The 23,574-nt window shown below is 52.9% G+C and carries 17 protein-coding genes; 9 read left to right on the top strand and 8 right to left on the bottom strand.

Annotated elements, in window-relative coordinates:
• Positions 1 to 14: 14 nt before the first annotated feature.
• The 3 genes from cydC to trxB all read right to left on the bottom strand — a co-directional run bounded on the left by cydC (position 15) and on the right by trxB (position 4,626).
• Complete coding sequence (cydC, locus tag H7A81_RS11815) at positions 15 to 1,745, bottom strand: cysteine/glutathione ABC transporter ATP-binding protein/permease CydC (protein WP_182057590.1); 1,731 nt, start codon at positions 1,743 to 1,745, stop codon at positions 15 to 17.
• Positions 1,745 to 3,514 (bottom strand): cysteine/glutathione ABC transporter permease/ATP-binding protein CydD, encoded by a 1,770-nt coding sequence (cydD, locus tag H7A81_RS11810; RefSeq protein WP_182057589.1) that lies wholly within the window; start codon positions 3,512 to 3,514, stop codon positions 1,745 to 1,747. Before cydD ends, cydC begins: the two co-directional genes overlap by 1 nt.
• 146 nt (positions 3,515 to 3,660) lie before the next feature.
• Complete coding sequence (trxB, locus tag H7A81_RS11805) at positions 3,661 to 4,626, bottom strand: thioredoxin-disulfide reductase (protein ID WP_045834092.1); 966 nt, start codon at positions 4,624 to 4,626, stop codon at positions 3,661 to 3,663.
• Positions 4,627 to 5,146: 520 nt separating this feature from the next.
• Here trxB and lrp point away from each other — a divergent pair.
• The 5 genes from lrp (at position 5,147) to serS (ending at position 12,758) form a co-directional block, all read left to right on the top strand.
• Positions 5,147 to 5,641: a leucine-responsive transcriptional regulator Lrp gene (gene lrp / locus H7A81_RS11800; protein ID WP_006118610.1), complete on the top strand. Its 495-nt coding sequence runs from the start codon at positions 5,147 to 5,149 to the stop codon at positions 5,639 to 5,641.
• Between the two features lie 119 nt (positions 5,642 to 5,760).
• The gene (locus H7A81_RS11795; protein WP_182057588.1) at positions 5,761 to 9,228 is read left to right on the top strand and encodes a DNA translocase FtsK 4TM domain-containing protein; all 3,468 of its coding nucleotides are present in this window, start codon (positions 5,761 to 5,763) and stop codon (positions 9,226 to 9,228) included.
• A gap of 175 nt (positions 9,229 to 9,403) precedes the next feature.
• Positions 9,404 to 10,015, top strand: a complete 612-nt coding sequence (gene lolA, locus H7A81_RS11790; protein WP_034820613.1) for an outer membrane lipoprotein chaperone LolA — start codon at positions 9,404 to 9,406, stop codon at positions 10,013 to 10,015.
• Between the two features lie 7 nt (positions 10,016 to 10,022).
• Entirely contained in the window at positions 10,023 to 11,369 is a 1,347-nt protein-coding gene (locus H7A81_RS11785) for a replication-associated recombination protein A (protein WP_182057587.1), read from the top strand.
• A gap of 96 nt (positions 11,370 to 11,465) precedes the next feature.
• Complete coding sequence (serS, locus tag H7A81_RS11780) at positions 11,466 to 12,758, top strand: serine--tRNA ligase (RefSeq protein ID WP_034820608.1); 1,293 nt, start codon at positions 11,466 to 11,468, stop codon at positions 12,756 to 12,758.
• A gap of 137 nt (positions 12,759 to 12,895) precedes the next feature.
• Here the strand turns inward: serS and H7A81_RS11775 are convergent, their stop codons facing one another.
• Positions 12,896 to 13,123 carry a hypothetical protein gene (locus tag H7A81_RS11775; protein WP_182057594.1) on the bottom strand — a complete coding sequence of 76 codons (228 nt, stop codon included), beginning with the start codon at positions 13,121 to 13,123 and terminating at the stop codon, positions 12,896 to 12,898.
• Here H7A81_RS11775 and H7A81_RS11770 point away from each other — a divergent pair.
• The gene (locus tag H7A81_RS11770) at positions 13,071 to 14,222 is read left to right on the top strand and encodes an MFS transporter (protein ID WP_182057586.1); all 1,152 of its coding nucleotides are present in this window, start codon (positions 13,071 to 13,073) and stop codon (positions 14,220 to 14,222) included. The genes H7A81_RS11775 and H7A81_RS11770 overlap by 53 nt on opposite strands.
• A gap of 48 nt (positions 14,223 to 14,270) precedes the next feature.
• On the opposite strand, the gene pflA is transcribed toward H7A81_RS11770, so the two are convergent.
• The 4 genes from pflA to ycaO all read right to left on the bottom strand — a co-directional run bounded on the left by pflA (position 14,271) and on the right by ycaO (position 20,496).
• Positions 14,271 to 15,011: a pyruvate formate lyase 1-activating protein gene (pflA, locus tag H7A81_RS11765; protein ID WP_166936463.1), complete on the bottom strand. Its 741-nt coding sequence runs from the start codon at positions 15,009 to 15,011 to the stop codon at positions 14,271 to 14,273.
• 159 nt (positions 15,012 to 15,170) lie between these two features.
• Complete coding sequence (gene pflB, locus H7A81_RS11760; RefSeq protein WP_182057585.1) at positions 15,171 to 17,453, bottom strand: formate C-acetyltransferase; 2,283 nt, start codon at positions 17,451 to 17,453, stop codon at positions 15,171 to 15,173.
• Between the two features lie 67 nt (positions 17,454 to 17,520).
• Entirely contained in the window at positions 17,521 to 18,381 is an 861-nt protein-coding gene (gene focA, locus H7A81_RS11755; protein ID WP_182057584.1) for a formate transporter FocA, read from the bottom strand.
• Positions 18,382 to 18,735: 354 nt separating this feature from the next.
• On the bottom strand, positions 18,736 to 20,496 hold the full coding sequence (ycaO, locus tag H7A81_RS11750) for a 30S ribosomal protein S12 methylthiotransferase accessory factor YcaO (protein ID WP_182057583.1): 1,761 nt from the start codon (positions 20,494 to 20,496) through the stop codon (positions 18,736 to 18,738).
• Between the two features lie 313 nt (positions 20,497 to 20,809).
• Here ycaO and serC point away from each other — a divergent pair, with 313 nt between their 5' ends.
• The 3 genes from serC to H7A81_RS11735 form a co-directional block, all read left to right on the top strand.
• Positions 20,810 to 21,895, top strand: a complete 1,086-nt coding sequence (gene serC / locus H7A81_RS11745) for a 3-phosphoserine/phosphohydroxythreonine transaminase (RefSeq protein ID WP_034820590.1) — start codon at positions 20,810 to 20,812, stop codon at positions 21,893 to 21,895.
• 81 nt (positions 21,896 to 21,976) lie between these two features.
• Positions 21,977 to 23,263, top strand: a complete 1,287-nt coding sequence (aroA, locus tag H7A81_RS11740; protein WP_182057582.1) for a 3-phosphoshikimate 1-carboxyvinyltransferase — start codon at positions 21,977 to 21,979, stop codon at positions 23,261 to 23,263.
• A 197-nt stretch (positions 23,264 to 23,460) separates the two neighbouring features.
• The coding region (locus tag H7A81_RS11735) for a (d)CMP kinase (RefSeq protein WP_182057581.1) at positions 23,461 to 23,574 on the top strand (114 nt) is incomplete at its 3' end.

Genomic DNA, 23,574 nt, shown 5'->3' with positions numbered 1-23,574 from the left:
GCTGCTCGCTAAGACTATAGCGCAAAGCGCTGGTGGAAACGCCAATAGCGTCCTGCTTTTGAGATTAATTCGTCATGCGTGCCCGACTCGATAATCTGTCCCTGGTCCATCACGCAAATACGATCCATTGTTGCCAGGCCACTGAGGCGATGGGTCACCATGATAACCGTCTTACCCTGACTGACCTGGCGCAACAGCGTCAATATCTGCTGTTCGGTGGTGGCGTCCAGGCCTTCGGTGGGCTCATCAAGCAACCATAGATCGCCATTGTGCAGCAGGGCGCGCGCAATGGCCAGGCGACGCAATTCGCCTCCCGACAGCGGGCGGCCACCTTCACCCATCCACGCGTTGAGCCCTTCATCATGTTCCGCCAAATGGGTGAGTCCAACCTGATGCAGTACTGCATTCAGTTGTTCATCACTGGCGGCAGGGTGTGCCAGCAGTAAATTATCGCGTAACGTCTGACTAAACAGATGCACGCGCTGCGTGACCACGCTGATACGTTGACGCAGACTTTTTTCGTCCCACTCAGCTAGGGGAATATTATTCAGTCGAATGTCACCCTGCTGCGCCTGCCAGCCACGCGTGATCAGTGCCAGCAAACTGGATTTGCCGCAGCCGGTGGGGCCGAGCAGTGCCAGATGCTCACCGGTGCGCAGTGTCAGCGAGAAGTGCCTGAGTACCGGTTCCGGTCGCTGCGGATAGCTGAAAGTGATTTTTTCCAGCGTCAGGTTGATGCCCGAATCAGAGGGCACGGTCGAGGATGGAAAACGAATCAGAGGCGCTTGCTCAATGATTTCCTGTACGCGCTGCGCCGCACCAGTGACCTGCGAAAGCGGCAAAAAGGCGCCTGCTACCGGTGCCAGCGCTTCAAATGCCGCCAGGGCGCAGAACACGAAAAGTGCGATGAATGCGCCAGGTGCGCTATCGCCGCCCACGCCCGCTGCGGAGATCCACAGCAGCAAGACGACGGTTGATCCGCTGATTAACAATAACAGGCTTTGTGCCAGCGCTTGCAGACGATGCTGACGCTGCTGTGCCTGCTGCCAGCGCATTTCCTCCTCATCCAGTTTTTGACGCCATAAGGCCGCAGCACCATAAATTTGCAGTTCAGCCAGTCCGGTTACCCAATGCGTCAGTTGCAAGCGCCAGCTGGCTTGGTGCTGGGCGATGCGATGCCCGGCTGAGGTGCCTAATCGCCAGAACAGCGGTGGCATGAGCAAAAGCGTCAGCAGCATCATCCCGCCCAACAGCAGCGCCAGTGGCACATCCAATATCGCCAGACCGCAAGTGACTACCACTATCACTACCGCCGCGCCGACCAGCGGTGAAATGACGCGCAGATAGAGATGGTCTAACGTATCGACATCACTGACAAAGCGGTTAAGCAGTTCGCCCTGTCTGAAACAGGCCAGTTGTTCGGGGGCCAGCGCGATCAGTTTGCCAAAGGTGAACACACGCAAATGCTGCAACACCCTGAAAGTGGCATCGTGACTGACTAAGCGTTCGAAGTAACGCGACGCAGTGCGAGTGATGGCCGCTCCACGCACTCCTGCTGCGGGCAACATATAGTTGAAACTGTACAGGCCAGCCACGCCAGCCAGCGATGAGGCGGCGAGGAACCAGCCAGATAGGGTGAGCAAGCCGATACTGGCGAGCAAAGTCGCAATGGCTAACACGATGCCCAGACCTAAACGCCAGGGATGACGACGGAACAGGCGCAGAAACGGCAATAGTGGATTCATCAGACAATCTCCTGCTGGCGATGCTGCACCATGGCACGCAACGGCCCGTCCTGAGCAATCAGTTGTTGCCACTGCCCCTGCTGCACCAGTTGCCCGGATTGCATCACCCAAACTTCATCCCAACTGGCAAGATCGTGAAGTTGGTGGGTGATCATGAGGGTGGTTTGCTGTGTGGCTGCCTGGTTTAATGCGCGCAACACATGCTGTTCACTTTGGCTATCAAGCCCTGAACCGGGCTCGTCCAGCAGCAGTAGTTGTGCCGGTTTCAACAGTGCACGCGCAACGGCGACGCGTTGTGCCTGGCCAACAGAAAGGCCCATTCCGCCATCGCCAATGGGGGTGTCGAGGCCTTGCGGTAAACGGGCGAGAAACTCATCCACGCCCGCCTGTTGCAAAACGCTGCGCAGTGTTGCTTCATCCATGCTGCTGTTGAGAGACAGGTTTTCGCGCAACGTGGTCGCGGGCAAATGGGGATTTTGACCCACCCACGCCAGATGCTGCTGCCAGTTCTCACGGCTGATATCCCGCAGTTCATGCCCATTGACCCGCAGCGATCCCTGATAGGGCAGAAAACCGAGCAACACGTTCATCAGTGCTGATTTACCTGCTCCACTCTGACCCACCAGCGCCACGCGTTTATTCGCCTCAAGCGTAAAATTCAGCGGCTGTGATAACGCTTCACCTTTGGCTGTCATCACCACCAAATCTTGTGCTTCAAGGCTTAAAGGGGTATCGAAAGCGACTGACAGGCTGGAGGCGGAAGCTGGGATTTCCGGACTTTCGTGAAGAAAACGATCCAGTGCATCGGCGCCCCCAACAGCTTGCGCTTTAGCGTGGTAAAAAGTACCCAGATCGCGCAGCGGCTGGAAAAACTCAGGCGCCAATATCAGTGCCAGGAATCCAGCAAACAAGGTCACGCCAGTGCCGTAATGACCAAAATTGAGTTCGCCAAGATAGGAGAAGCCGAAATAGACCGCGACCACGGCAATCGCCAGTGAGGCAAAGAATTCCAGCACTGCGGAAGAGAGAAAAGCAAGGCGCAGCACTTCCATGGTGCGCTGACGAAAATCCGTGGTGCTTTCAGCAATCGCCTGCTGTTCAGCGGCAGCCCTGTAGAACAGGCGCAAGGTTTCACGCCCGCGCAGGCGGTCATAAAAATCGCCGCTCAGACGTGCCAGTGCGAGGAAGTTGCGACGGTTTGCATCGGCGGCACCCATGCCGACCATCGCCATGAAAATTGGAATCAGCGGTGCGGTCGCGAGCAGGATCAATCCTGCCGCCCAGTTAATCGGGAAGATGGCTATCAGGATGGCGAAGGGAATAAAAACGGCCAGTGACATCTGTGGCAGATACCGCGCGTAATACTCTTGCATCTCTTCAATTTGCTCAAGCAGCAGCGTTGCCCAGCTTCCCGCTGGTTTGCCCTGAACCCAGGCAGGACCTAAATCATTCAGCTTATCCAGTACCTGTTTGCGCAGAGCGCGACGAATGGCAACGCCAGCACGGTAACCTGCCATTTCTCGTGCATAGTGCAGACCTGCGCGAAGAGCAAAGCACAACAGCAGCAGGATGAAATCAGTCAGCAGGGCACCGCGCGGTTGTTGGGCGACAATAAGATTCTGCAGCAGCGAGGCCAGCAACCAGGCTTGAGCAATAATCACCAGTGCACCGGCAAAACCGAATAGCGATGCGGCACGTAAACTTCGTGCGCCATGAAGACGTTGCTGGCGGAGCCAGCGAAGAAGATGTTGCTGCCGTGATTTTTCCATGCGAAGCCGTTTGATCACTGATGGAGAGAGGCAAAACCGGATAAAGTATCCGGAAATAGTAAGCGCATGAACTTTAGCATGCAGGCAATAAAAAAGGCGACCTAAACAGGTCGCCTCTTTGCAATTATGATCAGCTTATTAACAAGTTACAGATCGGTTTTAACAAGCCCGTCAAGATAGCGTTCTGCATCCAGCGCCGCCATACAGCCGGTGCCGGCAGACGTGATCGCCTGGCGATAAATATGATCCATCACGTCACCCGCCGCAAACACGCCAGGAATGCTGGTCTGGGTCGCATTGCCCTGCAGACCGGACTGCACTTTGATATAGCCGTTTTCCAGCGCCAGCTGGCCGTCGAAAATGGCAGTATTCGGGCTATGACCAATCGCCACAAACAGCCCGGCAACATCCAGTGTTTCCGGCTCTTCACCTTTGGTGGAAAGCAGTTTCACACCGGTGACACCCATCTGATCGCCGACCACTTCTTCCAGTGTGCGATCGGTGTGCAATACGATGTTGCCGTTGCGCACTTTATCCATCAGACGATCGATCAGGATTTTTTCCGCACGGAAGCTATCACGACGGTGAATCAAATGGACTTTCGCCGCGATATTTGCCAGGTAAAGGGCCTCTTCCACCGCGGTATTACCGCCACCAATCACCGCGACTTCTTGATTGCGATAAAAGAAACCGTCACAGGTCGCACAGGCGGAAACGCCTTTGCCTTTGAACGCTTCTTCAGAGGGCAGGCCGAGATAACGTGCGGAGGCGCCAGTAGCAATGATCAGCGCGTCAGCGGTGTATTCGCCACTGTCCCCCGTTAAACGGAACGGGCGATTCTGCAAATCTACCGTATGAATATGGTCGAAAATAATTTCGGTGTTGAATTTCTCGGCATGCTCTTGCATACGTTCCATCAACGCCGGGCCTGTCAGATCGTTCGGATCGCCTGGCCAATTCTCCACTTCAGTTGTGGTGGTGAGCTGACCGCCTTTTTCCAGCCCGGTAATCAATACCGGATTCAGGTTAGCGCGGGCGGCATAGACTGCCGCAGTATATCCGGCAGGGCCGGAGCCTAAAATGAGCAGCTTACTGTGTTTGGCCGTACTCATGCGTTCCTCAGTTTTTTGCGACAACATAGTTTTTGATTGTAGGGAAATTAGCGCAGCAAAAAAAGGTTTCAGCAATTTTGATAACAATCGCTGCAAGCGGCGTAGTCGATGAGTGCAAATTCTGCACGTCGATTGCGCCAAAAGGGGGCAATGCTCGGCAAATTGTGGTGCAGCAGCATAAAAATTCTCATTTAAAAACAGCAACCCAGAACTCTATCTGGCATCTTGTACTGAATTTGGATGTTTTACTTTGACAATCGCCTGCTGTTTTGCGAAAACATTACCAGAAGCGGAGAATATTTAGCGGTTCAAAACAGAATTTCATTTCTGTTTTGCACGTTTTTGCCGGATAAACTCAGTCTGACATTGGTAATGACGCATGATGTGGACAGACAACATGCGTCATACGGATGGAAGCGTTACTGCACAGACTTATCGTCTTCACTTCAGTAAGGCCCTGAACAAAGAGCGTTTTCAGGGTGTGGCAGGTAAAGGGAAGGAATTAAGAGAGACAATAATAATGGTAGACAATAAGAAACGCCCCGGAAAAGATCTGGACCGTATCGACAGAAACATTCTGAATGAATTGCAAAAAGACGGCCGTATTTCTAATGTTGAGCTTTCAAAACGTGTTGGCTTATCACCTACGCCGTGTCTTGAGCGTGTGCGTCGCCTGGAACGTCAGGGCTTCATTTTGGGTTACACCGCACAACTGAACCCACATTATCTGGATGCTTCACTGCTGGTATTCGTTGAGATTACTCTGAATCGTGGTGCGCCAGATGTGTTTGAACAATTTAACGCCGCTGTACAAAAACTTGAGGAAACTCAAGAGTGTCACCTCGTTTCCGGTGACTTTGACTACCTGTTGAAAACCCGTGTACCGGACATGTCCGCCTACCGTAAGCTTTTGGGTGAAACCTTGCTGCGCCTGCCGGGCGTTAACGACACCCGTACTTACGTGGTGATGGAAGAGGTCAAACAGAGCAATCGTCTGGTGATCAAAACCCGGTAATGCAGGGCAGGTGCAAAACTTGCAGGAATTCGGTACACTCCTGTGAATTCATACAGGACCAGCGTCGGGCTTGCCCGGCGCTGTTGCCTTCTTAATTTACAGGCACCTGGAGAGTTCTCTTGAGCCAGGAATATACAGAAGATAAAGACGTTTCGTTACAACCGCTGAGCAGTGGACGCAGGCTGCTGGAAGCGTTGCTCATCCTTGTGGCCCTGTTCGCCATCTATTTGATGGTGTCGCTGGTTAGCTTCAATCCTTCCGATCCCAGCTGGTCGCAGACCGCCTGGCATGAACCGATCCATAATTTGGGCGGCAGTGTCGGCGCATGGCTGGCGGATACCCTTTTATTCATTTTCGGCGTGATGGCGTATGCCATTCCTCCGGTCATCATTGGCTTGTGCTGGATTACGTTCCGTCAGCGCGATCGCCAGGATTACATCGATTACTTTGCGGTGGGCTTACGCCTGATTGGCGTACTGGCGCTGGTGGTGACCACTTGCGGTTTGGCCGCGCTGAACGTCGACGACATCTGGTACTTTGCTTCGGGCGGTGTGATTGGCAGCCTCGTCAGTAATGCGATGGCACCCTGGTTTAGTTCTGCCGGCGGTACTTTAACGCTGATCTGCGTCTGGGCGGCAGGCATAACCCTGTACACAGGCTGGTCGTGGCTGACGATCGCCGAAAAAATCGGGAGCGTGGTGATGGGCGTGCTGACCTTCGCCAGCAACCGCTCTCGTCATGACGAACCCTGGCAGGAAGAAGATGAGTACGAAGAAGAGGAAGAGCATGCCGAACATGCTGCGCCTCAACTGCGTGCTGCGCAATCGCATGATGACGATGATGACGTTCTACTGGCTAAGCCGCGTAAGGTGGCTGAGCCTATCGCCGAACAGCTGCCGGATGATCCTCTGCTAGCCAAAGCCAGTGCCGCGACAGCTGCAGCCATTGCTGTGACCGCCGAAGCAGCACACCAGGCGCCAGTTGTGCCTTCCCCCGTGTTCAATGCACCAGCCGAAGCGGCACCTGTTGTTCATACCCCGGAAGTGCGAGCGGCAGAAGCACCTGTTGCGGTACCGCCTGCGCCTGAACCGGTTATTCAACCCGCACCGCCGCTGTATCGCTTTGAAGTTCCGGGCGAACCTGCACCTTCAGCGTTTTCACCCGTTGATGACGATGAAGGGCCACGCATGGGGAACTGGCAGGATGCCGCTCAATCATCTGCTTCTCTGAACACTGCGGCAGCCGCAGCAGTGGGGGCAGCTGCAGCGAAAACGGCTTCTGCGTATACACCCGCTTTCGATGTGGTGCCGGAGCGCGATTACAACCCGCAGGTGAAGCAGGGTATTGGCCCTGAATTGCCGCGTCCGAACAAAGTTAAACTGCCAACACGTCGTGAACTGGCTTCTTACGGCATTAAGTTGCCGTCACAGCGTATGGCTGAAGACAAAGCGCGAGAAGAAGCCGAACAGCAACTGCCTGAAATGACTGCGACCTATCATGAACCGTTACAGGATCATGAAGAGGATGCCGCGTTGCAGGAAGCACACCTGCGCGAAGCGTTTGCGTCTCAGCAACAGCAGCGCTATGCAGAGACCGGACAGCATCAAGTCGAAGAAGATGAAGAGGCTGTACATCAGGCGCAGTTGGCTAATCAGTTTGCCGCTCAGCAGCAACAACGCTATCAGCAATCTGATACCCATGAAGGCCCAGTATTTAACCTTGATACTTCATCAGCCTTTGATTTTTCGCCGATGAAAGATTTGGTTGATGACGGCCCAAGCGAGCCATTGTTTACCATCGCTGCCACGCCTGAGCCGGAAGCGCCTGCGCAATGGCAGCAGCCTGTCGCACCGCAACCTGAAGCGCCTGCGCAGTGGCAGCAGCCTGCCGCACCGCAATCTGAAGCACCTGCGCAGTGGCAACAACCTGCAGCACCGCAGCCGGAAGCCATGCCATCGCTGAATGAGCACAATAGCCCATGGTCATCGCCCGAGACCGAAAGCTATGCTGCGCCAGCAGAAGCGCCTCAACCGGTCGCACCTGCGCAAGATAGCCTGTTCCATCCGTTCCTGGTTCGTCATGAACGTCCGCTGGAAAAGCCTTCTACGCCGCTGCCGACGCTTGATTTGCTGACCTCTCCGCCTTCGGAAGAGGAACCGGTGGATATGTTCGCGCTTGAGCAGACAGCACGTCTGGTTGAAGCGCGTCTGGCCGATTATCGTGTGAAGGCTGAGGTGGTGGGCATCTCGCCTGGCCCGGTTATCACCCGCTTTGAGCTGGATCTTGCTCCTGGCGTGAAAGCCGCACGTATCTCTAACCTGTCGCGCGATTTGGCCCGTTCGCTCTCTGCCGTCGCGGTGCGTGTGGTGGAAGTGATTCCAGGCAAACCTTACGTCGGCCTGGAATTACCGAACAAACATCGCCAAACCGTGTATCTGCGCGAAGTGCTGGATTGCGACAAGTTCCGTGATAACCCGTCACCGCTGTCAGTGGTGCTGGGTAAAGACATTTCGGGCCAGCCGGTGGTGGCCGATCTGGCGAAGATGCCGCACCTGCTGGTTGCCGGTACGACCGGTTCCGGTAAGTCGGTTGGTGTGAACACCATGATCATCAGCATGCTGTATAAAGCCACACCAGAAGAAGTGCGCTTTATCATGATCGACCCGAAAATGCTGGAGCTCTCCGTCTACGAAGGCATTCCGCATTTGCTGACTGAGGTGGTCACCGACATGAAAGATGCAGCGAACGCGCTGCGCTGGAGTGTGGGTGAGATGGAACGCCGCTATAAGCTGATGTCTGCGCTGGGCGTGCGTAATCTTGCCGGTTACAACGAGAAAATTGAGCAGGCTGCTGCCATGGGGCGTCCAATTCCAGACCCGTTCTGGAAGCCGGGTGACAGCATGGACACCACGCCGCCAGTGCTGGAAAAACTGCCGTATATCGTGGTGCTGGTCGATGAATTCGCCGATCTGATGATGGCGGTGGGTAAGAAAGTTGAAGAGTTGATTGCTCGTCTGGCACAGAAAGCGCGTGCGGCGGGTATTCACCTGGTGCTGGCAACCCAGCGTCCGTCTGTGGATGTGATTACCGGCTTGATCAAAGCCAACATCCCAACGCGTATCGCCTTTACGGTGTCCAGTAAAATTGACTCACGTACCATTCTTGATCAAGGCGGCGCGGAATCACTGCTGGGGATGGGTGACATGCTTTATATGCCGCCTAACTCCTCAATGCCGGTGCGTGTCCACGGTGCCTTCGTGCGCGATCAGGAAGTGCATGCGGTGGTGCAGGACTGGAAAGCACGTGGACGTCCGCAATACATCGACAGCATTACCGCGGGTGAAGAGAGCGAGAGCACAGCGGGCGGTCTTGATGGTGATGAAGAGCTTGATCCGCTATTCGATCAGGCGGTCTCATTTGTGGTCGAGAAACGTCGCGCCTCTATCTCCGGTGTGCAGCGTCAGTTCCGTATTGGTTACAACCGTGCAGCGCGCATCATTGAACAGATGGAAGCGCAGGGTATTGTCTCTGAACCGGGCCATAATGGTAACCGCGAGGTGCTATCACCGCCGCCGCACGAGATGTAATCTAGCGCACGCCATGACTTACTTCTGGGCCAGTTAACACTGGCCCGTTGTTTATCTGCAGAACGATCCCCATATCGTTGGGAGCTTTCGGCTTTTTCTTCTGTCGAACAGACAGAGCGGCAACTACGTTTAATGCAGTAAGTGTCGGGAAACCATGAATAAGGAATCGAATCAGATGAAATTACGCGTTATTGCCTGCGGCCTGCTGGCCGGTTTTGTTTCTTCGTCGGTATTGGCGGATGCGTCGAGCGATTTGCAGCAGCGTCTGAACAAAGTGAACAGCTTCCATGCCAGCTTTAGCCAGAAAGTGACAGATGGCAGCGGTGCAAATGTACAGGATGGTGAAGGTGAGCTGTGGGTTAAACGCCCAAGCTTATTCAACTGGCATATGACCGCGCCAGACGAAAGCGTGATTATCTCCGACGGTAAAAACCTGTGGTTCTATAATCCGTTTGTCGAGCAAGCCAGCGTTAGCCTGCTGCAGAACGCCACCAGCAATACGCCATTCATGCTGATTGCCCGAAATCAGCCAAGCGACTGGCAGCAGTACAACATCAAGCAGCAGGGTGATAATTTCGAACTGACGCCAAAAAGTAGCGATGGCAACCTGAAGCAATTCACCATCAACGTCTCTGCATCCGGAACCATCAACAAATTCAGTGCGATTGAGCAAGATGGTCAACACAGTGATTATCAGCTGAAGAGCCAGAAAAACGGTGCGATTAGCCCAGATAAGTTCACCTTTACACCGCCAAAAGGGGTAACGGTGGACGATCAACGTCAGTGAGGTCACGGTGAGTAACCTGTCCCTGGATTTCGCCGCTTCAAATGAGTTCCAGCCGCTGGCCGCGCGTATGCGGCCAGCCACATTGCAGCAGTATATCGGGCAACAGCATCTGCTGGCGGCGGGTAAACCGCTGCCGCGCGCGATTGAAGCCGGGCATCTGCACTCAATGATTTTGTGGGGGCCGCCAGGAACAGGGAAAACAACGCTGGCAGAGATTATCGCGCACTATGGCAAGGCGGATGTTGAGCGAATTTCGGCCGTGACATCTGGCGTGAAAGAGATCCGTGAAGCCATCGAGCGCGCCCGGCAGAATCGTCAACTGGGCCGCCGTACCATCCTATTTGTGGATGAGGTGCATCGTTTTAATAAAAGCCAGCAGGATGCATTCCTGCCCCATATTGAAGATGGCACCATCACCTTTATCGGTGCGACCACCGAGAATCCATCTTTTGAACTCAACTCTGCACTGCTATCGCGTGCTCGCGTCTATCTGCTGAAATCGCTCACCACGGAAGATATTGAACAGGTGCTCACCCAGGCGATGGAGGACAGTGCGCGAGGGTATGGAAATAGCGACATTCTGCTCCCAGAAAACACCCGGCGCATGATTGCTGAATTGGTTAACGGCGATGCGCGTCGTGCACTGAATACGCTGGAAATGATGGCGGATATGGCAGAGAGCAACGCGCAAGGTCAGCGTGAACTGACGCCTCAGCTGTTAAATGAAGTATCCGGCGAAAGAGCGGCGCGCTTTGATAACAAAGGCGACCGTTTTTATGATCTGATTTCGGCGCTGCATAAATCCGTGCGCGGTTCAGCACCGGATGCCGCCCTGTATTGGTATGCCCGCATTATTACGGCCGGCGGCGACCCGTTATATGTTGCACGCCGTTTACTGGCGATCGCTTCTGAAGATGTGGGCAACGCCGATCCGCGCGGCATGCAGGTCGCTATCTCAGCGTGGGATTGTTTCACTCGCGTCGGGCCTGCAGAAGGTGAGCGCGCCATAGCCCAGGCGATCGTCTATCTGGCCTGCGCGCCCAAAAGTAATGCGGTTTACACGGCGTTCAAGGCGGCCATGCGCGACGCACGAGAATTCCCGGATTACGATGTGCCAGAGCACCTGCGCAATGCTCCCACTAAATTAATGAAAGAGATGGGGCTGGGCAAAGAATATCGTTATGCACATGACGAACCCAATGCTTACGCGGCCGGAGAGGTGTTCTTCCCGCCTGAAATGGCGCAAACGCGCTATTATCAACCCACCAATCGGGGGCTTGAAGGGAAAATCGGCGAAAAACTCGCCTGGTTGGCTGAACAGGATCAAAATAGCCCGATAAAACGCTACCGCTGATAAACGCCTTACGGTAAGGTGAGCAAGTATTTCAATGCATTCCAGTGGGATGCATCCCTTCATTCGTTCAACCAACCTTAATTACACAGGATAAGCATGCTCGATCCCAATCTGCTGCGTAATGAGCCAGACGCAGTCGCTGAAAAACTGGCACGCCGAGGATTCAAACTGGATGTGGAAACGCTGCGCTCGCTCGAAGAGCGTCGTAAAGTACTGCAGGTAGAAACTGAAAATCTGCAGGCAGAGCGTAATTCCCGATCCAAATCCATCGGTCAGGCCAAAGCGCGTGGGGAAGACATCGAGCCACTGCGTCAGGAAGTGAACGTGCTGGGCGAACGCCTGGATGCGGCCAAGGTTGAGCTGGATACACTGCAAAATACCATCCGCGATTTTGCGCTCTCGCTGCCTAACCTGCCGGTCGATGAAGTGCCGCTGGGTAAAGATGATACTGAGAATCAGGAAGTCAGCCGCTGGGGTCAGCCCCGTCAGTTCGATTTCCCGGTCAAAGACCACGTTGAGTTAGGTGAAGCGGTTAAAGGCCTGGATTTCGCTGCCGCGGTGAAACTGACCGGTTCACGCTTTATCGTGATGCAGGGTCAAATCGCTCGCCTGCACCGTGCGCTTAGCCAGTTCATGATTGATCTGCATACTCAGCAGCACGGGTATCTGGAAACCTACGTGCCGTATCTGGTTAACCATGAGACGCTGTTTGGTACGGGTCAATTACCTAAGTTTGGTGAAGACCTGTTCCACACCAAGCCTTTGGGTGAAGAAGCAGGCAGCAGCAACTACGCACTGATCCCGACGGCGGAAGTGCCGCTGACCAACCTGGTGCGTGACGAGATCGTGGAAGAAGAAAATCTGCCGATCAAACTCACCGCCCACACGCCGTGCTTCCGCTCTGAAGCAGGTTCTTACGGACGCGACACGCGTGGTCTGATTCGTATGCACCAGTTCGACAAAGTTGAGATGGTGCACATTGTTGCGCCTGAGACTTCAATGGACGCACTGGAAGAGTTGGTTGGTCACGCTGAGAAAGTCCTGCAGTTGCTGAACCTGCCGTACCGTAAGGTGCTGCTGTGTACTGGTGATATGGGCTTTGGTTCCGCCAAAACCTACGATCTGGAAGTGTGGCTGCCGGCGCAGGATACCTATCGTGAGATCTCCTCTTGTTCCAACATGTGGGATTTCCAGGCGCGTCGTATGCAGGCTCGTTGCCGCAGTAAAACCGACAAGAAGCCTCGCCTGGTGCATACGCTGAACGGTTCAGGCCTGGCAGTTGGACGTACATTGGTGGCGGTGCTGGAAAACTACCAGCAGGCTGACGGCCGTATCGAAGTACCAGAAGTGCTACGCCCTTATATGGGCGGATTGGAAATCATTGGTTAATCGCTGGTTTCCGACAATAAAACCCGGCAATGCCGGGTTTTTTATTTTCAGGAGCGAGCGATTATTTTTTAGTAAGAATTAATCAGAAATAAACGTTATCGTCAGCAGACTCGCTTAAAACACTAAAATCCATAAATTCATGCAGATAGCATTGAGTTTTTGTAATGATATATCTCCTCTAAGCTGCTGAAGATAAAAATAATAAATTGTTCAGCAGCAAATTGTGCTGTGGTGATTTTTTGCCCGTTGACTTTAAAATAGCGAATGGCAAACTGCGCGCAATTATCTCCATTTCTTTGGTTTTTAATCCCTATGTCTACCTGGTCGCGCCCCGTCGTGTTGCTGCTTTGCGGCTTAATGCTCATGACGGTGTCTATTGCTGTGCTTAATACGCTGGTACCGCTTTGGCTTACTCACGATCAACTGCCGACATGGCAGGTGGGTATGGCCAGCTCAGCCTATTACACCGGGAATCTGCTGGGGACATTGCTCGCAGGCTGGTTAATCAACCGCTATGGCTTTAATCGCTGTTTCTATCTGGCCAGCGCCCTGTTTGCCGTCGCAACTATGGGAATGGTGTTATTAGAAGGCTTCTACAGCTGGACTGTGCTGCGTTTTGTTGCGGGTGTTGGTTGTGCGCTGATCTGGGTGGTGGTGGAGAGTGCGTTGCTGTGCAGCGGTACAGTGCGTAATCGCGGTCAGTTGTTGGCTGCCTATATGATTATCTATTATCTGGGCACGGTGGCAGGCCAGTTGCTGGTGAGCCGCGTTTCGACTGAACTTCTGCATGTCATTCCATGGGTCACCGCGCTGATCGTCTGCGCCGTGCTGCCAGTGGTCTTTCTGCGTGTTAATGCCAGCTCAGCGACTGAAGAGGCTTCTACCGGTCGCATCTGGACCATGTTGCGCCGTCGCAGCTCACGTCTGGGCATCAACGGCTGCATTATTTCCGGTATCGTACTGGGTTCACTGTATGGTCTGATGCCGTTGTATCTGTCGCATCGGGGAATGAGTGATGCCAACGTCGGATACTGGATGGCGCTGCTGGTGAGTTCGGGCATTGTCGGTCAGTGGCCGGTGGGTCGTCTTGCCGACCGTTTTGGGCGCCTGATGGTGTTGCGCGTTCAGGTGTTTGTGGTGATTCTGGGTGCTATCGCCATGTTGGGCGATACTGCTATGGCGCCTGCACTGTTTGTTTTGGGACTGGCTGGCTTCACGCTCTATCCAGTGGCGATGTCATGGGCATGTGAAACCGTTGCTCATCATGAACTGGTTGCCATGAATCAGGCGCTGTTGTTTAGCTACACCATAGGCAGCCTGGTCGGGCCGGGTATGACATCGATGCTGATGCAAAATTACTCTGACCGTTTGCTGTTTGTGATGATAGCCGCTGTGGCACTGGTCTATCTGGTGATGCTGCTGCGTAAAGCTGACCAGCATGCCACGCCAATTGCACATGCATAATATCTGAATGAACAAATGAAAAAAGGGAGCGGTAAGCTCCCTTTTTTGTCAGTACATCACTTCGTGACCATATCCTGCCAGAATATTTTTGACCCGTTCCATGGTCTCTTTACTGGGTGGTTTTACCCCATCCAGCTTGTACTCTTCGCCCATGGCAATCCATTTATGCTTGCCCAGTTCATGGTAGGGCAGTAGCTCAATCTTCTCGACGTTCTCCATATCCCTCGTAAATTCGCCGAGGCGATGGGCAGAGTCATCATCATCGGAATAGCCAGGAACCACGACAAAGCGAATCCAGGTACGTTTGCCTTTCTTCTGCAGATAGCGCGCGAAATCGAGGGTGCGATGATTGGAGACGCCAACCAGAATCTGGTGCACATCATCATTAATTTGTTTCAAGTCGAGCATCACCAGATCGGTGGCATCCAGCAGTTCGTCGATCACTGGATCGTAACGACGTACAAAGCCGTTGGTATCCAGGCAGGTGTGAATGCCTTCTGCCTTACAGGCACGGAACCAATCACGCACAAACTCGGCTTGTAAGATCGCTTCCCCACCTGATGCTGTTACTCCTCCGCCAGAGGCATTCATAAAGTGACGATACGACAGTGCATCTTTCATCAGGTCGTCCACCGTGACTTCTTTGCCACCGTGGGTGTCCCAGGTGTCGCGATTATGGCAGTAGAGGCAGCGCATCAGGCAGCCCTGGAAGAAGGTGATAAAACGGATGCCGGGACCGTCAACGGTGCCGCAGGATTCAAATGAGTGGATACGACCGATGGTTGACATTGCGATGTATTCTCCGGGTTAGCCTCAACATCAGGCGGCACAATCTGTGTTGTGCTCTTGGATTAAAGTCGATTTTGCCAGGCTGCCAGCGAAAGCAAACTGGCAAAACAGACTTGTGGAGAAAAGGCTCCCGCAGGAGCCTTTACATTTCAGGGAGGATTACAGGGACTGAGTGAACGTACGGGTAATCACATCCTGCTGCTGCTCTTTGGTCAGAGAGTTAAAGCGCACAGCATAACCGGAAACACGAATGGTCAGCTGAGGATATTTCTCCGGATGTTCCATCGCATCCAACAGCATCTCACGGTTCATGACGTTGACGTTAAGATGCTGACCGCCCTCGATATTGGCTTCATGGTGGAAGTAACCATCCATCAGGCCCGCAAGGTTGGTTTTACGCACGTTGTCATCTTTACCCAGTGCATTTGGCACGATGGAGAAGGTATAGGAAATACCATCTTTCGCGTAAGCAAACGGCAGTTTGGCAACAGAGGTCAGTGAGGCAACGGCACCTTTCTGATCGCGACCGTGCATAGGGTTAGCACCTGGACCGAATGGCGCACCTGCACGACGACCGTCAGGGGTGTTACCGGTTTTCTTACCGTACACCACGTTAGAGGTGATGGTCAGCACCGACTGGGTTGGTACCGCATTACGATAGGTTTGCAGTTTCTGAATTTTCTTCATAAAACGTTCAACCAGGTCACACGCCATATCATCGACACGTGAATCGTTGTTACCAAACTGCGGGTACTCGCCTTCAATCTCGAAATCTACGGCCAGACCATCCGCATCACGCACGGCTTTTACTTTGGCATATTTAATGGCAGACAGGGAATCCGCCGCCACTGACAAGCCTGCGATACCACACGCCATGGTGCGATAGACGTCACGGTCATGCAGCGCCATCAGTGAAGCTTCATAGCTGTACTTATCATGCATGTAATGGATGATATTCAATGAGGTGACATACTGTTTAGCCAGCCAATCCATGAAGTGATCCAGACGTGCCATCACCGTGTCGAAATCCAGAATTTCATCAGTGATTGGCGCTTCTTTCGGGCCAACCTGCATTTTCAGTTTTTCGTCCACGCCACCGTTGATTGCATACAGCAGTGTTTTAGCGAGGTTGGCGCGGGCACCGAAGAACTGCATCTGTTTGCCGACAATCATTGGGCTCACACAGCAGGCGATCGCGTAGTCATCGTTATCAAAGTCAGGGCGCATTAGATCGTCATTCTCATACTGCAATGAAGACGTATCGATAGAGACTTTGGCCGCATATTTCTTAAAATTAACCGGCAGCTTTTCTGACCACAGAATGGTCATGTTAGGTTCCGGTGATGGGCCCATGGTGTACAAGGTATTCAGGAAGCGGAAGGTACTTTTGGTGACTAAAGTACGGCCATCGACACCCATACCGGCCAGAGACTCGGTTGCCCAGATTGGGTCACCTGAGAACAGTTCGTCATATTCTGGAGTGCGCAGGAAACGTACCATACGCAGTTTCATCACCAGGTGGTCAATTAACTCCTGCGCGCCTTCTTCAGTCAGTTTGCCCGCTTTAATATCACGGTCGATATAAACATCGAGGAAGGTGGATACGCGACCGAATGACATCGCGGCGCCGTTCTGTGATTTCACCGCGGCCAGATAGCCGAAGTAGGTCCACTGTACAGCCTCTTGCGCTGTGGTAGCGGGCAGAGAAATATCAGAGCCGTATTTGGCAGCCATTTCTTTAATCTGGCCAAGCGCACGGTGTTGCTCGGAGATTTCTTCACGCAGACGGATGGTGGCTTCAAGATTGACACCATTTTCCATATCGCTTTGCAGTGAATTGAACTGCGCCACTTTATCTTTCATCAGAAAATCGATGCCGTACAGCGCAACGCGGCGGTAGTCACCGATGATACGACCACGACCATAAGCATCTGGCAGACCGGTTAAGACTCCAGACTTACGGCAGCGCAAAATATCAGGGGTATAGACATCGAACACGCCCTGGTTATGGGTTTTACGATAGTCGGTGAAGACTTTTTTCAGGGCAGGGTCAAGTTCACGGCCATAAACCTTACAAGAACCTTCAACCATTTTGATGCCGCCAAACGGAATGATGGCGCGTTTCAGCGGAGCCTCAGTCTGCAGACCTACAATGGTCTCCAGCGACTTATTGATGTAACCCGCATCGTGTGAGGTGATGGTAGAAGCCAGGTCGGTATCGAAATCAACCGGTGCATGAGTGCGGTTCTCAATCTTAATACCTTCCAGCACGCTGTCCCACAGTTTGGTGGTGGCTGGCGTTGCGCCCGCGAGGAAAGATTCGTCACCTTCATACGGGGTGTAGTTTTTCTGGATAAAGTCACGCACGTTGACACTGTTCTGCCAATCGCCGGCGCTAAATCCTTCCCAGGCTGACGCCATTTTTTCGTTAAGTTCGGACATGATATACCTGCCTTATTTAGGGAGACTCTGACGATGACGTGCCCTTGAGCACGCCCGTATCAATTGCTTAGTGAACCGGCTCATCACCACGAAGATAGATGACCCAGTAGGTCAAACCGACTAACAATCCGCCGCCGATAATGTTGCCGATTGTCACGGGAATAAGGTTGTTAACAATAAAGTCGCCAACGCTGAGAGAGGGGAACTGTGCGGCGCTGGAGCCGGCCAGTTGCCAGAATTCCGGGCTGGCGAAGTCGCGAATGACAATTGCCATAGGGATTAAAAACATGTTGGCGATGCTGTGCTCAAATCCGCTGGCAACGAACATCCCGACCGGCAATATCATGGCAAACATTTTGTCAAACAGACTGCGGCCGGAGTAACTCATCCATACGGCCAGGCAAACCATCAGATTAGCCAGTGTGCCGAGGCTAACGGCCTCAATAAACGTGTGATGCATTTTGTGATCGGCGGTTTGCAGGACGTTCAAACCCCACGCGCCGTTGGCAACCATATGTTCACCCGCTAACCAAATCAGCGCGACAAAGAACAGCGCACCAAACAGGTTACCGATATAGACGTTCAGCCAATTTCGGCCGAGTTGCATCCAGGTGATGCGCCCGCTGGCTTTCGCCACCACAATCAAAACCGTCGAAGTGAAAAGGTCCGCGCCACATACCACAACCAGCATCAAACCCAGAGAGAAGCAGATACCGCCAATCAGTTTCGCAATACCGTAGGGCATCGCGCCACTGCCCGTGGTGGCAGTAATGTAGAAAACAAATGCGATAGAAATAAATACGCCAGCAGTGATGGCTAAGAAGAAGGTGGTTAAAGGATGTTTAGTGGCTTTATAGACGCCGGCATCTTCAGCAACTTTCGCCATGGCCGCGGGTAATAATGCATTAAAAGGGTTGTCAGCTTTCACACTAACGCTCTCCTGAAATTGTCTGTAAAGATACTAACAAAGGAGTATAGGTCAGGAATTGATGTGGATCATAAATGGCAGGGAGGTACGGGGTAAGCGAGGCGTTAATTTAGGGAATTTGCATGTAACAATTTGAATTATAACAACTAAAAAATTTTAATTTATGCAAAATAAGTTTAACGGAGGGTCTTTGAAAGTGACTTAATGTTAATTCAGTTTAATCAATGAAACTGAATTGTTAATTATCAATATTCAATGTTGAGTATGACAATTTGAAGCAAAAAAAATGGCACCGTGATTAATCAGTGCCATTTTCAACGTTAGCAAAAATATTGCGCTAAGCGCTCGTGAATATTACTTAGACCAGTAGTTGCGCTTTGCTGCCTGCAGTTTTTCATAGGCGGCCAGCAGGGCCTGATGAGCCGGGAAGGCTTTGAGATCGAGGTCCACTGCCTGCAAGCCGTAGAATGGCGCTTCACCGCTGATCGCTGCAGAAGCGGCATCAACGGCGTCTTCGCCATACATCCGCACAAAGGCACGATGATATTGCAGAGGATCGCGTTCTTCTTCCATGGCGAGCAACAGCAGGGTTTGCAGGCAACGGTAATAGTTGGCGCGTTCAGCGCTGAAGATTGACTGGTTGAACTCCATGGTCCATTCCGTCCAGATCAAAGCCTGATCCAAATCTCCGCCCGCCAATGCCAGCATGGCTTTCAGCTCGCCAATACGCAGGGTGTACCAGCCATTGTCTTTACCTGACGCCAGACCCAGCAACTCACGGACGCGAGTGAAGTCGTCATGACCTTCTTCATCCAACTGCTCGATGAGGTTCAGATACGCCTCCGGTTCCCACTCACTGGCTGGCAGCGCCAGCAACGTTTCACGCAGCGGCGCGCCCATGCTGTTGTTGGCCAATAACAGGTCTTCCGCCGGATAAATATCTGACATGCCCGGTACGATGATACGGCAGGCGTAAACGCCCAGATGCTCATAATCCGCGATGTAAACCTCTTGATCTTCCGCGCGGAAGATAGCCATCAGCGTATCAAACTCTTCGTGCGTGCTGCCTGAGAAACTCCAGTCGACGAAAGGATAATCCGCATCATCTTTGAACATGTCCCAGGAGATTAAACCACTGGAATCGATAAAGTGGGTTTCCAGGTTGGCGTGTTCAGCCACTTCTTCATCATCAAAGGTCGGTGGGGTGAAGACATCCAGGTCTTTCAGCCCACGGCCCTGGAGCAGTTCAGTAACGGTACGTTCCAATGCCACACCAAAGTCAGGGTGCGCGCCGAATGAAGCAAAGCAAGTGCCGTTGGCCGGGTTAAACAACACTACGCAGATAACCGGGTACTTGCCGCCCAGTGAAGCATCGTAAGAGAAGATCGGGAAACCTTCGGCTTCCAGACGTTCAATCGCCTCAATCACGCCGGGGTAGCGCTGCATCACTTCAGCAGGAATTTCTGGCAGGCTAATTGACTCAGCGATAATGCGGTTTTTGATGTGGCGCTCAAAGACTTCAGACAGGCCTTGTACACGCGCTTCATTCGCGGTGTTACCGGCAGACATGCCGTTAGAAACATACAGGTTGCCGATGATGTTCATCGGGATGTACACCGTCTGCTGGTCGGATTGACGGGTAAATGGCAGGCCGCAGATACCACGGTCAACATTACCTGACTGCAGGTCAATCAGATCTGAGGCGCTCAGACTATCTTCTGGATCGTAAAATTTCTGCAGACGCGCATCCAGAATCCCTGCTGGTAAACTGTCATCGTCAGTCAATGGGAACCACTTCTCATTCGGGTAGTGAACGAAATCGCCGTTGGCGATGGACTGACCGAGCCAGAAATCGGCGAAGAAGTAGTTGGTTGAGAGACGCTCAAAATATTCGCCTAACGCCGAAGCCAGTGCCGCTTTCTTACTGGCACCTTTACCATTGGTAAAGCACAGCGGGCAGTCGCGATCGCGGATATGCACAGACCAGACGTGTGGAACCGGGTTCAGCCAGGAGGCTTCTTCAATGTTGAAGCCCAGGTCCTGCAGTTTGTGCTGGAAACGTGCGATGGAGTCTTCCAGTGCGGCGTCTTTTCCTGGAATAAACGTTTGCGTCATGTTGGCGCTCTCTCAAGTCGATGGGGTGGGCGTAAAGCGCGCAATGATACGGGTTTTGCGCCTGCTTCGCTATTCAGTGGTCTAAATTTATCGCGGTATTGTCACGGCTATTTCATCACCTGGCAGCATTCTGATTTTACTTCGGGAATCTCCCTCACAAAATTCCGTGGCTTATTGCATTTATGACATAAGCTGCGGTGGAGTCCGCCCAGGAATTGTGATCGCTATCGGATTAATGATTGCAGCCATTCGGAGGCAATGATAAAACCGATACGGTATTCATAACCGTTCGATATGACAGTGGTGAGGGGAAATGACGCAGGTTTATAATTTTAGCTCCGGCCCAGCGATGCTGCCGGTAGAAGTGCTCCGTCGTGCAGAACAAGAACTGACAAACTGGCACGGATTAGGCACCTCTGTAATGGAGATCAGCCATCGCAGTAAAGAGTTCATTGCTGTCGCTGAAGCCGCAGAACAGGATTTTCGCGATCTGCTGAAGATCCCATCGAACTACAAAGTTTTATTCTGCCATGGTGGCGCGCGCGCGCAGTTCGCGGCTATTCCAGGTAACCTGCTGGGTGATGCTAAATCCGCTGACTATATTGATGGCGGCTACTGGGCACACAGCGCGATTAAAGAAGCTGAAAAATATTGCACCCCGAACACCATCGACGTCAAAACCACGCTTAACGGTAAACGTGCTTTGTTACCGATGCGTGAATGGCAGTTGAACGATGATGCTGCCTATGTGCATTTCTGCCCGAATGAAACCATTGATGGCATCGCAATCGATGAAGAGCCTGACTTTGGTGACAAAGTGGTGGTGGCTGACCTGTCATCAACCATTATGTCTCGCCCAATCGATGTCAGCCGTTACGGTGTGATCTACGCAGGCGCACAGAAAAACATCGGTCCAGCGGGATTAACGCTGGTGGTGGTGCGTGAAGATCTGCTGGGCAAAGCACAAAGTTATGTGCCGTCTATCCTTGATTACAAGGTGCTGGCTGAAAACGAATCCATGTTCAACACACCGCCGACTTTTGCCTGGTACCTCTCTGGCCTGGTATTCAAATGGCTGAAAGAGAAGGGCGGTGTTGCTGAGATGGATAAGGTCAATCAGGCGAAAGCAGACCTGCTCTATGGCGTCATTGATAACAGCAGCTTCTACCGTAACGATGTTGCCGCTGCGAACCGTTCACGTATGAACGTGCCGTTCCAGCTGGCTGATGCCGCGCTGGATAAAGTGTTCCTGGACGAGTCTCTGCAGGCAGGCCTGCATGCACTGAAAGGACACCGCGTGGTTGGCGGTATGCGTGCGTCGATCTACAATGCGATGCCGCTGGAAGGGGTGAAAGCCCTGACTGAGTTCATGATCGACTTCGAACGTCGTCACGGCTAATTACTCATCATCGGCCAGCCTGGCTGGCCACTGGCCCCGTTAAACAACGGGGTTTTGTCTTTTCTGGAGATTTGGTTTCACATGCAGGACTCCCTGACTCTACAACCGATTGCTCGCGTTGACGGCACGGTAAACTTACCGGGTTCAAAAAGCGTTTCTAACCGCGCATTGTTATTGGCCGCGCTGGCCAACGGCACGACTCGCCTGACCAATTTGCTGGACAGCGATGACGTTAAACACATGCTGAATGCGCTGAAGGCGCTGGGCGTCAATTACACGCTCTCTGCCGATCGTACCGTGTGCGAAGTGGTGGGAAATGCAGGTCCGCTGCACAGTGACCAGGCCCTGGAACTCTTTCTGGGCAACGCCGGTACTGCTATGCGTCCGCTGGCTGCCGCACTGTGCCTGGGTCAACAGTCGATTGTGCTGACTGGCGAACCCCGCATGAAAGAGCGCCCAATTGGTCATCTGGTGGATGCGTTGCGTCAGGGCGGAGCCAAAATTGATTACCTGGAGCAGACGGATTATCCGCCGCTGCGTCTGAACGGCGGGTTTGTAGGTGGCGATGTCAGTGTGGACGGTAGTGTTTCTAGCCAGTTCCTGACAGCATTGCTAATGACCGCTCCGCTGGCACCGAAAGACACTGTGATTACCATCAAAGGTGATCTGGTTTCTAAACCGTACATTGATATTACACTGCATCTGATGCGTTGTTTTGGTGTCGAAGTCGATAACCAGAACTACCAGCGCTTTGTGGTGAAAGGCCAGCAGCAGTATCAATCTCCGGGCGATTATCTGGTGGAGGGCGATGCCTCATCTGCCTCTTATTTCCTCGCCGCCGCTGCCATTAAAGGTGGAACGGTTCGCGTAACCGGGATTGGCCGTAATAGCGTTCAGGGCGACATCCGTTTTGCCGATGTGCTGGAAAAAATGGGCGCGGTTATTGAATGGGGTGATGACTATATTGCCTGCACACGAGGTTCCCTCTCCGCGATTGATATGGACATGAACCATATTCCTGATGCGGCGATGACCATTGCCACCACGGCGTTGTTCGCGGAAGGCACTACCTTGATGCGTAACATTTACAACTGGCGCGTGAAAGAGACCGACCGTTTAGCGGCGATGGCGACCGAATTGCGCAAAGTGGGTGCGGAAGTAGAAGAAGGTCACGATTTCATTCGTGTCACTCCACCGGCTCAGCTTCAGCATGCGGATATTGGCACTTATAACGATCACCGCATGGCGATGTGCTTTGCGCTGGTGGCGTTATCGGACACGCCTGTCACCATTCTTGATCCTGGCTGCACGGCGAAAACCTTCCCAGATTACTTCCAGCAGTTGGCGAAAATCAGCCAGACCTCTTGATCACGCTACCCGGTACGCTTGTGCCGGGTTTCCTCGCTCTCTTCTGGTCTTGTTGGGCGGAAATTCTTCTGAATCTGTCGAAAATTCTGGCGCTGTCTACGCTAAAGGGTAACTAACCTGACGCGGGCAGCGTATAATGCCGCGCATTCAAACAGCCAAGAAGGCTGATAATAAGCACGCAGCAACAGGAGAGAACAATGACGGCAATCGCCCCGGTAATTACCATTGATGGCCCAAGTGGCGCAGGTAAAGGGACTTTGTGTAAAGCGATGGCGGAGTCATTGCAGTGGCACTTGCTGGATTCTGGTGCC

The organism is Pantoea sp. ME81 (genome assembly GCF_903970985.1).
GTDB lineage: Bacteria > Pseudomonadota > Gammaproteobacteria > Enterobacterales > Enterobacteriaceae > Pantoea > Pantoea communis.
The sequence above is the reverse complement of the archived record's forward strand: the minus strand, read 5'-3'. Positions and strand labels throughout refer to the sequence as shown.

Bases quoted from the DNA above. Each gene is read 5' to 3' on its own strand.
- cydC (WP_182057590.1), bottom strand. From the start codon at position 1,745: ATGAATCCACTATTGCCGTTTCTGCGCCTGTTCCGTCGTCATCCCTGG.
- cydD (WP_182057589.1), bottom strand. From the start codon at position 3,514: ATGGAAAAATCACGGCAGCAACATCTTCTTCGCTGGCTCCGCCAGCAA.
- trxB (WP_045834092.1), bottom strand. From the start codon at position 4,626: ATGAGTACGGCCAAACACAGTAAGCTGCTCATTTTAGGCTCCGGCCCT.
- lrp (WP_006118610.1), top strand. From the start codon at position 5,147: ATGGTAGACAATAAGAAACGCCCCGGAAAAGATCTGGACCGTATCGAC.
- lolA (WP_034820613.1), top strand. From the start codon at position 9,404: ATGAAATTACGCGTTATTGCCTGCGGCCTGCTGGCCGGTTTTGTTTCT.
- serS (WP_034820608.1), top strand. From the start codon at position 11,466: ATGCTCGATCCCAATCTGCTGCGTAATGAGCCAGACGCAGTCGCTGAA.
- H7A81_RS11770 (WP_182057586.1), top strand. From the start codon at position 13,071: ATGTCTACCTGGTCGCGCCCCGTCGTGTTGCTGCTTTGCGGCTTAATG.
- H7A81_RS11775 (WP_182057594.1), bottom strand. From the start codon at position 13,123: ATGAGCATTAAGCCGCAAAGCAGCAACACGACGGGGCGCGACCAGGTA.
- pflA (WP_166936463.1), bottom strand. From the start codon at position 15,011: ATGTCAACCATCGGTCGTATCCACTCATTTGAATCCTGCGGCACCGTT.
- pflB (WP_182057585.1), bottom strand. From the start codon at position 17,453: ATGTCCGAACTTAACGAAAAAATGGCGTCAGCCTGGGAAGGATTTAGC.
- ycaO (WP_182057583.1), bottom strand. From the start codon at position 20,496: ATGACGCAAACGTTTATTCCAGGAAAAGACGCCGCACTGGAAGACTCC.
- serC (WP_034820590.1), top strand. From the start codon at position 20,810: ATGACGCAGGTTTATAATTTTAGCTCCGGCCCAGCGATGCTGCCGGTA.
- aroA (WP_182057582.1), top strand. From the start codon at position 21,977: ATGCAGGACTCCCTGACTCTACAACCGATTGCTCGCGTTGACGGCACG.